This window comes from Empedobacter sp. GD03797 (genome assembly GCF_029842105.1).
Taxonomy (GTDB): Bacteria; Bacteroidota; Bacteroidia; order Flavobacteriales; family Weeksellaceae; genus Empedobacter; species Empedobacter falsenii_C.
Map to the genome: position 1 here is coordinate 31,040 of NZ_JAOCFS010000004.1, position 13,947 is coordinate 44,986.

Annotated in this window: 10 protein-coding genes; 2 read left to right on the forward strand and 8 right to left on the reverse strand. The window is 31.1% G+C overall.

Annotated features, from left to right (window positions below; translation table 11 throughout):
- Nucleotides 1–29 precede the first annotated feature (29 nt).
- From N5D90_RS04745 to N5D90_RS04780, 8 genes are all read right to left on the reverse strand, one after another.
- Nucleotides 30–2,747 (reverse strand): hypothetical protein, encoded by a 2,718-nt coding sequence (locus N5D90_RS04745; RefSeq protein WP_280061744.1) that lies wholly within the window; start codon nt 2,745–2,747, stop codon nt 30–32.
- 102 nt (nt 2,748–2,849) lie between these two features.
- Nucleotides 2,850–3,875 carry a hypothetical protein gene (locus tag N5D90_RS04750; RefSeq protein WP_280061745.1) on the reverse strand — a complete coding sequence of 342 codons (1,026 nt, stop codon included), beginning with the start codon at nt 3,873–3,875 and terminating at the stop codon, nt 2,850–2,852.
- Nucleotides 3,865–4,671 (reverse strand): molecular chaperone, encoded by an 807-nt coding sequence (locus N5D90_RS04755; protein ID WP_280061746.1) that lies wholly within the window; start codon nt 4,669–4,671, stop codon nt 3,865–3,867. Before N5D90_RS04755 ends, N5D90_RS04750 begins: the two co-directional genes overlap by 11 nt.
- Before the next feature lie 50 nt (nt 4,672–4,721).
- Nucleotides 4,722–5,267: a hypothetical protein gene (locus N5D90_RS04760; RefSeq protein ID WP_280061747.1), complete on the reverse strand. Its 546-nt coding sequence runs from the start codon at nt 5,265–5,267 to the stop codon at nt 4,722–4,724.
- Between the two features lie 169 nt (nt 5,268–5,436).
- Nucleotides 5,437–6,300, reverse strand: a complete 864-nt coding sequence (locus N5D90_RS04765; RefSeq protein WP_280061748.1) for an AraC family transcriptional regulator — start codon at nt 6,298–6,300, stop codon at nt 5,437–5,439.
- 227 nt (nt 6,301–6,527) lie between these two features.
- Nucleotides 6,528–7,271, reverse strand: coding sequence for a deoxyribose-phosphate aldolase (deoC, locus tag N5D90_RS04770; protein WP_280061749.1), 744 nt, complete (start codon nt 7,269–7,271; stop codon nt 6,528–6,530).
- 9 nt (nt 7,272–7,280) lie between these two features.
- Entirely contained in the window at nt 7,281–7,754 is a 474-nt protein-coding gene (locus N5D90_RS04775) for an Lrp/AsnC ligand binding domain-containing protein (RefSeq protein ID WP_125350002.1), read from the reverse strand.
- 28 nt (nt 7,755–7,782) lie between these two features.
- On the reverse strand, nt 7,783–8,730 hold the full coding sequence (locus N5D90_RS04780) for an endonuclease (protein ID WP_280061750.1): 948 nt from the start codon (nt 8,728–8,730) through the stop codon (nt 7,783–7,785).
- Between the two features lie 352 nt (nt 8,731–9,082).
- Between N5D90_RS04780 and N5D90_RS04785 the strand changes: the two genes are divergently transcribed.
- Together N5D90_RS04785 and N5D90_RS04790 are read left to right on the forward strand one after the other, a co-directional pair.
- Nucleotides 9,083–11,293, forward strand: coding sequence for an NADP-dependent isocitrate dehydrogenase (locus N5D90_RS04785; protein ID WP_280061751.1), 2,211 nt, complete (start codon nt 9,083–9,085; stop codon nt 11,291–11,293).
- Between the two features lie 155 nt (nt 11,294–11,448).
- Nucleotides 11,449–13,875, forward strand: a complete 2,427-nt coding sequence (locus tag N5D90_RS04790) for a hypothetical protein (RefSeq protein ID WP_280061752.1) — start codon at nt 11,449–11,451, stop codon at nt 13,873–13,875.
- Nucleotides 13,876–13,947: the final 72 nt, after the last annotated feature.

Genomic DNA, 13,947 nt, shown 5'->3' on the forward strand with positions numbered 1-13,947 from the left:
TTGTGATACAAAGTAAATCAAAATACCCATTAACTACCAAAACGTTTAATGTTAACTTTTCGTTCCTTAATTTTAAGAATAAGCGGTTCATATTCTGTATTTTGTTCCTTTTCTACCGTCACTTTATTCAAATATGTTTTCGCATAAACATGTTCTGGCAAACTATTTTCTACAAGATGAAATGTATAATTTCCAACAGGTAAAAAAGCTGTATACTCACCTCTATCATTCGTTTTAACTGTAAAAACCTGTCCATTTTCGTGATTAAAAATCAATGTAAATCCAAATAAATTTGCCGAAACTTGATATTCTAATTTTGAAGACAGTTCATATTCAACTTTCCCTCTCACAACTCCAGTTTGTTGCATTGGAATAGAAATAGAAGTCGTTTTCGCATTGATATTAATCGCATAATCTTGCGCAAACCATTTTTGACCAGGAAGTTTAACCAAATAATTTCCATAAGGTACTTTTTTATACTTGATATTCCCTTCTAAATCTGTAATAAAATTCGTTTCATTTATCTTCACATTACGACTATCAGCCACTTTATCACCTTCATCAAAAATACCATTTGCATTGTAATCATAAAACACAAACAAATTTAATGTTCCGTCTTTTACATCTGTCACAGTACGTTTCGCAGGCAAATTATATTGTACACCAACTTGCAAATAAGTTTGTTTGCTATTCAATGTTTTCGAATCGTAATGGCTAAAATTCGTTTGTGTACTCACAATAAAATTATCAATTGGTTGATAATCCACAGAAGCTCCAAAAGTTAGGGTATTTCCAAAATTTTTGTCAATATTATAATAAGTAGAAACTGCTGTATTCAATTTTTTTTGAAAAAAACTTTGACGAAAACTCGCCGAAGTTGTAAAACGTTCTAATTGATGATTAAGATTATTCGTCGAATAAACCTCTGCAATCATCATACTTCCTCGTTGATAAATTGAGTTTAACTGAAAGTTTTTCACATTCCACGTTAATTGTCCATAAACAATTGGATCAACCTTACTCAATTCGTTTAGCTCAGAAAACCCTCCCAAAGCATTCAACACCAACTGATGCACACGTGAATTAGACAACCAAGTAAATGTTCCGTTTAAATAAGTCGATTTAAAATCCATCGGCATGTACGTAAACGTCTCATAATTCAGAATATTTGATTTTTCTATATTGAATTTTGGAGAAATCGAAAGATTAAAATGATTTGCTAATTTGAACGAAATTCCCGTCTCAAAACGCAACGTTTTCGACTCATTTGCTTGCATATAATTAATCAAATACGGATCGATAGATTTCGGATTGTTATTCGTAATCGTTAACGAAGACCACAACGAAAATTTAGAAAACGTACGTTGCAAACGCTGATTCAGATACAAAGCTCCACGTCGCGTTCCAGGATAATATCCTGAGCTGTAATAATTGGAACTATAAAAATCAAATTTGCCTATTGTTCCTGAAACATTTGCAGAAACTGATAATGAATTTTCGACATCATTTGTCTCTTTAAATTTTGACAAACCATACCCAAATTTCACCGAGTGATTCCACTTATTTGGCGTAATCCATTTGTAACCATTTGTCAAAACAAAGTCCGTTGTCGAATAATTTCTATCAAATAAAGCGGTTGTTTCTAATTCGTTTTTATCTTTTATCAAAAATCGTCCATTCGCAAAAGTTGTATGACTATTCTTGAAAACATCATTACTCAAATCATCTAATAAATTATAATTTTTTTCGACTGTTCCAACTACAATTCGGTTATCATTCTTATCATAATTATTAAACAACATCACGCCTCGTCCATTAATTGGAATATCAAAATCGTTGTTGTTGATTGATCCGATTAAAATTCCCTTGTCTTTTCGTTGATATTTCACCCAAGAATCCGTCAAAACCATGTCTTGATCGTTATTCCAAGTTGTTCCATTAATATTATATGCAAATTCATTCAACCCAACCGAAAATTCTTGATGCGCCATTAAATTATAATTCGCATTAGCAGAATTGATATCACGAGCAGTTAATCGAACATAATTTGTAGAAAAATTGGTCCAATTCTGATTTAACATTGTTGGATCTCTATATACACGATTGGAACTTGCATTCTGAATGGTAAAAAACACATTTCCTGCAAAATCTTTGGTCGTTGTATAACCCGAAACATTTGCCTGAAAACTTTCAATTTTCATCATATCGCGGTCTACATATTTAGAAAATCGAACAATTTTTTCTTGAAAAGCTTCAACTATAATTCGCTTGTTTTCAGAAGTAAAATTACCTCTGAAGTCGGGAAGAACATTGGTTAACAAAACTTCTTCTGCTTGATTTCCCATATTCATTACTTTCAATTCATAATGAATAGAATCTCCTTCTTGACGATAAAAAATATTACTCTGGACAGGAAAAATTTTGATGTTTCTCTTCTGCAAAACAACAACCGAAGTAACGGATTTTCCTATTTCTTTTTTGCTTAAAAAATCAATAATACTGAATTCTAAATCTAATTTTCCAGCCATTTGCGATTTGTTCACCGTAAACTGCATTGGAATAAAAGCCTTCTTGTTTGGATTGATTTTTATTTGAAGATTATCTTGCGAATACGATCTTATTGCTGAAGGAATTTTAATTCCTAGACGAGCATTTATCGTATCATTGGTTGTATTTTCTAATTGAAGAATAACAGAAAAGTTGTTGCCATCTTCTAATTTAACTTCTTTTATTGTGCTAAATTTCAATCCATTATTTATAGTTTGAGCACGCAAATTTTGTCCGCTAACAAGGATAAGCAGAATAAAAAATACGCTTCGAAAATAATTGATTGAAAAGAACATATTGTTTTACAAAGGTGTAATCGTGTACAGCAAAGAAGTTGAATAATTCCCCGGTTTGCTATTTAAAATTTTATTATCCGACGGAGTTGTAGAATAAATAATATTGTACTTTTTTGAAGCCGTTTTAGAACTATTCGTCATCAATGATTGATTGTAATTTGAAAGTTTTATAACCTTAGAAAGATTATTTGTTTCGGTATCTTTTATCTGAACATTAATCGAATTTAATTCCAAATTCTGTGCATCACTCGATTGTAAATATTGATTAAGCGACGAAACTTGAATATCGTAAGCTGTATCAGAAGAAACAATCAACCCGTTTTGATATTCTTTCTTCACACCATTTTTATAATCTTGTATCGTATTGAAAACCAATTCTCCATTTACAGCAGAACCATCGACCGCAATAGAAAGCGTTGGAACTGGTTCGTAATTTCCGTTTGGACTAATTTGCATTTCAATCGAAAAAAGACTTGTTCCAATCACAGTTCCAAATTCATTCAATAAAGAAAACTCTAATTGAATAGGATAATTGTTCCAAGATTTTAGAGGATTTAGATATGTTCCTGCATCAATCACAATATCATAATTCAAGACAATTGCACCATATTTTCCTGTAGTTGTAGCAATAGTTAAAGGAGAATTTCGAATAAAATAATTTGGAGAAAAACTCATCGCGATATTATTCTGTATAACTCCTAATTGATTTAGGGTAGGATAATTCTCTGAATAATATTGAGAAGTTGTATAATTATTGAATTTCAATTTCAGTTTTTCGACAGGAAATTCTTTTTTCTGAGAATTTACAATAGGCGAAACAACACGCGCAACTAAAGACCAATTTTTATAATTTAAAGCACCAGACATGTGCATTTCTACAGCCACAATATTAGTCGCCGTAACTCCACTACTTCCATTTACTTGCACCCAACCGTTATTGTGCGCATTAATCGTAAACTGAGCAGACACTGCCATTGTCAACAATACTGTAATTGTTGAAACTATTTTCTGAAACAAATTATTATTTATCATTTGAGAACGTCAATTCAGCAATTTTCAATTGATCATCTTTCTCAAAACTTAAAGTTGAGGTAACAATATACGAACCTTTTGGCAAATCCTTTGGCAATGGTATATATACAATTCTTTTATCATTTGGTAAACTATAAAAAACTGCATCTTGCAATTTTATTTGTTGACCATTTTCTTGATTAATGATTTCATTTCTAATCGTTCCTTCGCTCCAAACATTTCCATCATTCGAAATATTTAACACCAAACGATTTTCAGTTTTATCGTAAACAAAATTTGTAAACTCAACATTTGTATCACGCGCAATATTTAATCGTTGATAAATTTTGACACCTGTACGAATCGAGATTTTAATATTTTCTCCACTTTTGTTTTGTCCATCGATCGGATTTGTTTGCGTGATGTACATCATCGTAGTATGCACACTTTCTGCATTTATCTTTTCTGGAACTTGCATCAGAACTTCTATTTCTTTCGATTCTCTTGGCAAAAGTGTAAATGTATTACTCGGTAAAACTGTGATCCAGTTTGCATTACTTGTTGGTAAAGTATTAATTTCAGAAACTACATTAGCTCCTAATTCATCATACTTCCAATCATTAAAAGAAACTGATAACTCTAATGTATGTACATCACTTACATTGGTTACCATAATCTTTTTACGCTCAGACTCACCAGGATTTAACGCAAAATAAGTCCTTGGTGGACTTACAGATATACCTGATTGCGCACTAATCTTAGTTGAAATGATTAATGCTAAAAAAGAAACGATTGTTAAAAAACGAAGAACTTTCATAAGCAAAAACAGAAGTGATATTTTTCAATACCACTTCCTATTTTTTTATATTATTGTGCTTCTATTGTGTAAGTTACATTAGTTGTATACACGTTAGGATTCTCAACATTGTAATATTTGTTTACATAATCGTTGTTTCCTTTTCCGTTATACGCAACGTTGAATTTTAAATCTGTACCACCAACTGTACTAGAAATCAAGTTTTTGTCTGATTTATCTAAAACAACTTTACTGAAAGAAGATGAATTTAATACATTTCCAGTACCTAAAGTCGCTTGTAAATTAATTGTATTAGCTGCAATGTTATCTGTTGTAGAACCTTTTGTAAAAACTAAGTTTTCATTTTCAGATTTTACTTTTACAGCAAAACCACCAGTACTATATACAATTAAGTGGTCGTTCATAGTTTTTGTAACACCGTTAGAATAATCTTCTTTTGTTTGATATTCTAAGTTAACTGTATTATCAGTACCAATAAGAATAGTTTGAATTGGGTATAATTTTACATTCAATGTTGCTGAAGCTGTTTTTTGAGCTAAAGCCATTCCAGAAACTAATGCACAGAAAATCGTTAAAATAAATGCTAATTTTTTCATCATTTTATAATTTGTTAAAAATTTATTAAAAAATATTTGTTAAATAATCTGGTAGTTTATATATTTAAGATTGGTTATTCTCAAATGCGATTGCAAATGTAGAAGATGTTTTTGTTCTTAAAAGATTAAATCATACCAAAAGATGATGAAAAACGACATTTCTAACTATTTAATTCGGAGTGCTTTGTCTGAATTTAGTCGGAGAAATCCCAGTATTTTTTTTGAAAAACGCCGTAAAATTGGTCTCTTGGAGGAAATTGAGTTCCAGCGCAATGTCTTTTATTGACATTTTTGAGTTGACTAATAAAATCTTTGCATTTTTCATCAATTCTTCCACAATCATTTCTTTTGCTGTTTTTCCAAAAACGATTTGAGTTGCTTTATCTAACCTTCTTTTTGTAATAAAAAGTTTATCAATGTAAAAAGATACTTGTTTGTTTTCATTGACATTTTCTTGCAATAGTTTTTTGAATTTAGTTGCCAACTCTACATCAAAATCATCTTGTATAAATTGGCTCTGCATATCAAATGTTTCCATTTGACCATTGATAATAATACGTTCCAAAAGATTATGAGCAAGCTTCATATCTAATTCATTTTCGAATGCAGTAAAGAAATATTGCAAATAATTAGCCTCAAAAATTGGCGCAGAACAAATTGTATTCTCAACAATATTTATGATATCTCGCGAAAAAAGTGTAGAATTTTCTAATTTCAAATTCTCTTCGATTGATTTCGAATAAAATTCTTGTTTAAAAACGATATAATAAGCATCAGTACGACTAGTTTGTTTCACAAAATCTTGAGAGATATTGGGAGCTATAAAAAGAAAATGGTTTTTAGGAATCGAATATTCTTTTCCATTTATTTTATGAATAAATTTTTTAGAACCAGACCAAATAATACCATAATAATCGTTAATTGAAAATTCATTTTTCCAATCTTCAATTAAACTAATACTATTAAGCTCGAAAGCTGTCAAACCAATTTCAAAACTTTTTTTATTGTAAACTTTACGACTATTCAACAACATACGTCTATACTATTTTATCAATGTTATCTATGCAAAATTACGACCATTTTTAATCAAATCACTTGATATAAATTAAGTTATAATTTTAGGGCTCCAAAAATAATGAAATACAATATGCTATTTAAGTATTTTTAGAAATTAACTAAAAAAGGAAGCTTATTTTTAATGAATAAAAAAAGTCCCAATAAATATTGAGACTTTTAAACGTATTATAATGTAGAAATTTTCTAATAACCTTCTGCTCCTTGCTCTCCTTTTACAATCGCCAAAGCAGACGAAGTTCCAATTCTTTTCACGCCTAAAGCGATCATTTTTTCAGCTTCTTCTGTTGTGCGAACTCCGCCAGAAGCTTTCACTGGAAGCGAACCTGAATTTTCAAGCATTAATTTAATAACATGCTCGTTTGCTCCATTTGGTTCTCCATTTTCAGTTTTATAAAAACCTGTAGAAGATTTTACAAAAACTTTTGATGCATTTTCTTCACCTGCTTTTTCTAAAACAGTATCACGAATTAATTGTGTTATATCAACAATCTGTTCATCTGTTAAAGCAGCAGTTTCGATAATCCATTTTACAACTTTACCTTCACGCAATGCGACTAATGTTGCAGCTTCTACTTCTTCTTTTACTTTATCGCTATCACCTTTTTTGAATGCTTCGTAGTTGACTACAAAATCTAATTCATCGGCTCCATCAGCAATTGCTTTTTGCGCTTCTCTCAACTTTTCATTCAAATCGTAAGTCCCTTCAGGAAAACCAATTACAGTTCCCAAAACAACATTCGATTTTTTCTCATCCAATAATTCACGAACTGATCTCACATAATCAGGACGAATCATTACTGCATAGATATCATTATCAATAGCTTCTTGTGCCAACTTATGCACCATATCTAATGTATCAGAATTCGAAATACCTGCTTGTTCAGGTGTTTTAAGATACGTCGAGTCTAAATATTGATTAATATTCATCTTTGTATATTAAAGTTTTATTTGTCTATCTATTGGTTGCTCCAACGAAATTATAGTTTCTGTACGTGTAACCCCATCAATTTGCTGAATTTTTTTGTTCAACACATTCATTAAATGTAGATTATCACGACTCAAAATTTTAAGGAAAATCCCATAATTTCCTGTTGTAAAATGAGCTTCCACCACTTCTGGAATTTCTTCCAAAGCTTTCACAACTAATTTATAAGAAGAAGGTTTGTCCATAAAAACACCAACGAATGACATCGTTGAATAGCCTAAAATTGCAGGATTTACAATTACTTTTGTCGAATCAATCACACCAGAAGCCTCTAATTTCTTAATGCGTTGATGAACTGCCGTATTTGATATACCTAATTCTTTTGCTAATTGTGAAACAGGTATGTTAGCATTATCCATAAAGGCATTCAGAATCAACTTATCGATTCCGTCAATCTCAACCTGACCATTTTCGTGGATTCTCACCTATTCTAAAAATTATACCGCTACAAATTTAATATTTTAAAATGGTATAAACGGGAAAATGGTCGCTATATCCACCGAAATATTTTCCGCCAACAAAAGTTCTGAATGGCAAACCAGTTGATTTTCCGCCTGTATTCTTCAAAAAATCAGCATCAAAAATATCTGTTTTTATATATTCTAAATTTGATTGAGAAGCAAAAAATCCTTTCGAAAAAAGCTGTTGATCAAACAACATCCATTGTTTTTTAAAAATCATCGAACCCCTTTTATACGATTGTAGACTGACCATTGGATTGAATAATTCGTTTCGGTTTATCTCTTCTTGTTTGGAACGTGTATCCAATTCATCAATTAAGTCAGAATTTGTTGGAGAATCATTAAAATCTCCCATCACAACAATTTTCTCCGAATAATTTTCGGTTAACAAATCGTTAATTCTTTTTCGAATTGTTTTAAAAATATGTTGACGTTTTAATTGATTGATTTCTTTATCAATTTTAGAAGGTAAATGAACAATAAAAAGATGAACAATTTCGCCAACTAAATTTCCTTTTACATATAAAATATCACGTGTATAAGACTTTGTATCATACTGATCTTTAAAGATAAATCTAATTGGTTCGCTTTCTAAAACTTCAAAAAATTGTTGACGATAAATTAATCCAACATTTATTTTTCGTTCATCTAATGATTCATATAAAAGTGTTCTATAATCGCCATCTTTCAAAAAATCATTTTGAATCAAATCTTGCAAAACCTCTTCATTTTCAACCTCAGCCAATCCAACCAAATAAGGTAATTCGTTCGTTTCTAATTTGCCAATTTTAGAGATGCAAAATGCAATCTTATTTACCTTTGTATCGTAACGATTATCTTTCCATTTGATAAAATTACTAGGCAAAAAAGATTCGTCTGAAGATTTAGAATAAAAATTTTCGACATTATAAAATGCGATTGTCGCTAAATTTTGTTTCAAAAGAATTGTTTTATGCAAAATTAAGAAAGAAACTAAGTTTATAAAAATTGGTTTCTTAAGAAGAATTGAAAAGACGATTTTCTCAAAAGTCAACTTATACATGAAGTTGAAAAAAAAATCAATCAAAAATTATCAACTTGAACAATTTTCTTTCAATAAATTATCAACTTGACGACCTATCAAAAATCATGTTAAAAATTATACTAAAATTAGTGTAAATGATTGATTTATGGTCAACTTAATCTGCTAAATATTGTATATTTGCAAAGTTTGCAGTATCTGCATTCAAAATTGAAAAGATGTATTTTTAATTGACTATTATTAAAATAGTCTCAAAAAAATTTAAAACATAATGTCAAAAATTCATTACACACTTACGGATGAAGCTCCGATGTTGGCAACTCACTCATTTTTGCCAATCGTACAAGGATTCACGAAAACAGCTGATATTACAATCGAAGTTCCAGATATTTCTTTAGCTGGACGTATTTTAGCTAACTTCCCAGAATTCTTAAAAGAAGAACAAAGAATTCCTGATGCTTTAGCAGAATTAGGAGCTTTGGCGACTACTCCGGAAGCAAATATCATTAAGTTACCTAATATTTCGGCTTCTGTTCCTCAGTTAGACGAAGCGATTGCAGAATTGCAAGCGAAAGGTTTTGCTGTACCAAATTATCCAGCTGAACCAAAAAATGAAGATGAAAAAGCAATTAAAGCTAGATACGGAAAAGTTTTAGGTTCTGCTGTAAACCCAGTTTTACGTGAAGGAAACTCTGACCGTCGTGCACCAAAAGCTGTTAAAAACTATGCAAAAGCTAATCCTCACAAAATGGGAGCTTGGGCTACAGATAGCAAAACAGAAGTTGCTTATATGAAATCTGGTGATTTTTACGGTACTGAAAATTCTACTACGTTAGAAAACGCAACTGAATATACAATCAAATTTTACGGAGAAGATGGTTCTGTACAAGAATTAAAATCAGCAGCGCCTTTAAAAGCTGGTGAAGTAATTGATTCTTCTGTAATGAACTTAAACTCTTTAAGATCATTTGTTCAAGAAGCAATTCAAGAAGCAAAAGATAAAAACGTATTATTGTCTGCTCACTTAAAAGCAACAATGATGAAAGTTTCTGATCCAGTTATTTTTGGAGCAATCGTTGAAACTTTCTTCAAAGATGTTTTCGTAAAATATGCTGATACTTTCAAAGCATTAGATATTAATCCAAACAATGGTTTAGCAGATTTATTCGAAAAAATCAAAGGTCAACCTCAAGAAGCAGAAATTAAAGCTGCAATTGAAGCTGATTTAGCAAACGGACCACGTGTAGCAATGGTTAATTCTGATAAAGGAATTACGAACTTCCATGTTCCTTCTGATATTATTGTTGACGCATCTATGGCTGCATTGGTAAGAAACGGAGGTAAAATGTGGAACAAAGATGGTGCTGAAGAAGATACTGTAGCGATCATTCCAGACCGTTCTTACGCTGGTTTCTACGAAGCTGTTGTAGACGATATGAAAGCTAACGGAGCTTTAGATCCTACAACAATGGGTTCAGTTCCTAATGTTGGATTAATGGCTCAAAAAGCGGAAGAATATGGTTCTCACGACAAAACTTTCCAAGCTCCTGCAAACGGAACTATCAAAGTTGAAGACGTAAACGGAAACACTTTATTAGAGCAAAAAGTTGAAACTTCTGATATTTTCAGAATGTCTCAAACGAAAGACGCTCCTATTCAAGACTGGGTTAAATTAGCGGTTAATAGATCTCGTTTATCTGATACTCCAGCAATTTTCTGGTTAGATAAAGGAAGAGCTCACGATCAACAAATCATCAAAAAAGTTGAAAAATACTTAGCTGATCACGATACAACAGGTTTAGATATTCGTATCATGGACGTTAAAGATGCTATGAAAGAAACTTTAAGCCGTGCAAGAGAAGGAAAAGATACTATTTCTGTTTCTGGTAATGTTTTACGTGACTACTTAACAGATTTATTCCCGATTTTAGAATTAGGAACTTCTGCTAAAATGTTATCTATTGTTCCGTTAATGAACGGAGGTGGATTATTCGAAACTGGTGCGGGAGGATCTGCTCCAAAACACATCGAACAATTCGTAGAAGAAGGTTACTTACGTTGGGATTCTTTAGGTGAGTTCTTAGCATTACAAGCTTCTTTAGAGCACGTTTCTCAAACACAAGGAAACGCAAAAGCTCAAACTTTAGCTGATGCTTTAGATGAAGCAAATGCTAAATTCTTAGCGACTGACAAATCTCCAGGTCGTAAATTAGGAACTATTGATAACCGTGGTTCTCACTTCTATTTAGCAATGTACTGGGCAGAAGCGTTAGCAAATCAAACAAAAGATGCTGATTTAGCTGCTAAATTTGCTCCTGTTGCAAAAGCTATGGAAGAAAACGAAGCAAAAATTAACGAAGAGTTAATCGGTGCGCAAGGTAAACCTCAAGATATTGGTGGTTACTACAAAGCAGATTTTGCTAAAACAACTGCTGCAATGCGTCCATCTGCAACATTAAATGCAATTGTTGACGGAATCTAATCCAACAACATTTCTTTATAAATTTAAAACCTCGAGAAATTCTCGAGGTTTTTTTATTTAATGTCTTTTAATTAAATTCATTAACAAAAATTAACATTATTCGAGAAGAAAAATCATCATTCAATCAAAAGTTATGATAAACTTTAATAAAAAGTATGAATGAAAATCGTCTAAATAATGATAATTTTAAGAGTTCAAATTCATTCTATTTGATTAATCATTCTCGCATGAAATATATTTATTTACTCGCATTATACTTTTGCTCGATTACAACTTTTGCGCAATCAAAACTGGAAACGGCCATAAAAAGTCTGGATACAAATTATGCTCAAGAAAAAGTCTATTTATTATTTGATAAGGAAGATTACATTGCTGGCGACAATATTTGGTTTAAAGCTTATACATTAAATGGCTACAAACCGAGCTTAATTTCTACAAATCTTATTGTTGAATTATACGATAAAGACAAAAAATTAATCGACCGAAAATTGGTTCCTGTTGTGAACGGAGAAAGTGATGGAACACTGAATACCAAAAACGAAAACGAGGAAGGAATTTACTTTGTAAGAGCCTATACAACTTACATGACTTTCTTTTCAGAAGAATTTCAATACATCAATCAAATTAAAATTTTTAATCCAAATTCTAAGCTAAAACTTGTTCCAAATCCAAATTTAAAATGGAATGCGAAAGCTTTTGCTGAAGGTGGGAATTTTATTCAAAATCAGACAACTAAATTTGCTGTAAGACTAAAGTCAGACGGAAATTTACCAAAAAAATGGAATGGTTTTGTATTCGAGAAAAATAATCCTGCCAATAAAATTTCAACATTTGATAATTTAGATGAAAACGTCGCGACTTTTGCGTTGAGAGCAGAAGAAGGTAAATCTTATCAAGTGCAATTGAATGACGAAAAAGGAAATCAACAAATTATTGATTTACCCGAAGCTAAAAAAGATGGAATTCTGTTAAAAGTTGTTCGAAATAGCAAAGATATTGTGATTCAATTAAAAAGTATCAATCAAGAAAATCCTTTATTGAATTATAAAATTATTGGAACAATTAACAACGAACTTGTGATGAGTTCTCAAATTGTAAAAAGTGTGGAATCGGTTTCTACTTATGTTCCAAAAGAGGTTTTAGACAATGATAAAGGTATTTTGAACATTGCCATTTTTGATGCAAATGATATTCAAGTTGCCAATCGTTTGATATTTATCAATCCAAAAGAATCATACAAAAAACCAGAAATTTCTTTCGAAACAACAACAAATCCGCGAGAATTAAATACAATTAAGGTAAAATATCCTGAAGAAATTAATTTTTCGGCTGTTATCAAAGATCAAAAAAATAATGATGAAGATAATTTAATTTCAGCGATGTTGTTGACGCGAGATTTTAGTTCGAAAATTAATCATCCGACACAATATTTTAAAAATAATGAATTCTCAGAAAATCTTGATGCACTTCTAATAACAGAAAAATGGAAAAGATTTAATTGGGAAGATTTAGTGGTTGGAAATATCGTAAAACCTACTATTGACAATGATCGTAGATATCTTTCGTACAAAGTAAAAGTGTATAATAACGGAAGAGAATTGAGTAATGCTTCGTTGAGTATTATCTATAAAATGCAAAATAATGGAAAAGAATTTGCTTCGCTTGATACGGATTACGAAGGTAATTTCGAAATGAATAATTTGTTTTATTATGGACCAATGGCGATGAATTATTTCTTGAATTCGGAAAATGGAAAATCTGCCAATAATGGAACTTTAACTTTATCTGTTGTACCAAATTATAAAAGCACAAGTTATAAATCTAAATTGCCAGCAACGCCATATTTATTAGAAGAAATCACGAATAAAGAGGAAGTCGAGAAGCAAAATACGTATAAACAGAACATCAAAATTATCAATGATAAAAGTATTCGCTTGAAAGAAGTTGTTGTAAAAGCGGACAAAAAAACGAAAACAGAGAAGCTGAACAATGAATTAAGTAGCGGAATGTTCAATAATATAAACGAAACTGTGATAGATTTTGTAAACGAATCTCAGCCAATAGAAGGTTATACAAATATTATGGACTTTTTAGCTGGACGAGTTGCAGGATTAACGGTTTCTAACGGAGTTCCTAAAATCAGAAATTCTGAGGTTGCAATTTATTGGAACGAAATGAAAATGACTGCGGATAATATAACCAGCATTAATCCTAGAGATATTGCAATGGTAAAAATTTTCAAAGGCGCTGGTTTACTTGGAAATGCAATTGCAATTTATTCGAAACGAGGAAGTGATGCGCCAGTTGATAACACGCCGATGTTACCAAATAATTTAATTCAGATTGGTGGCTACAATCAATCTCTGCCATATTTTAGCAATGATGATTACGAGTCGCTTTACAACGATATTCCAAATGATATAAGAAGCACTTTATTTTGGAATCCTAATTTGTATACAGCTCCAGGAGAAAACACAGAAATAGAATATTTCAACAATGATAAACCAAAAGATTATCAATTAACCATAATTGGTTTCGACGAAAAAGGAAATCCTGTTTATTATGAAGGGAAAATAAATTAAACCAAAAAACCTCGAGAATCTCTCGAGGTTTTTTGGTTTGTATAATTTACTATTTCAAAGTATTGATTATTT

Coding starts and splice junctions, on each gene's coding strand:
- N5D90_RS04750 (WP_280061745.1), bottom strand. CDS start 3,875: ATGATAAATAATAATTTGTTTCAGAAAATAGTTTCAACAATTACAGTA.
- N5D90_RS04755 (WP_280061746.1), bottom strand. CDS start 4,671: ATGAAAGTTCTTCGTTTTTTAACAATCGTTTCTTTTTTAGCATTAATC.
- N5D90_RS04790 (WP_280061752.1), top strand. CDS start 11,449: ATGAATGAAAATCGTCTAAATAATGATAATTTTAAGAGTTCAAATTCA.
- deoC (WP_280061749.1), bottom strand. CDS start 7,271: ATGAATATTAATCAATATTTAGACTCGACGTATCTTAAAACACCTGAA.
- N5D90_RS04765 (WP_280061748.1), bottom strand. CDS start 6,300: ATGTTGTTGAATAGTCGTAAAGTTTACAATAAAAAAAGTTTTGAAATT.
- N5D90_RS04785 (WP_280061751.1), top strand. CDS start 9,083: ATGTCAAAAATTCATTACACACTTACGGATGAAGCTCCGATGTTGGCA.
- N5D90_RS04760 (WP_280061747.1), bottom strand. CDS start 5,267: ATGAAAAAATTAGCATTTATTTTAACGATTTTCTGTGCATTAGTTTCT.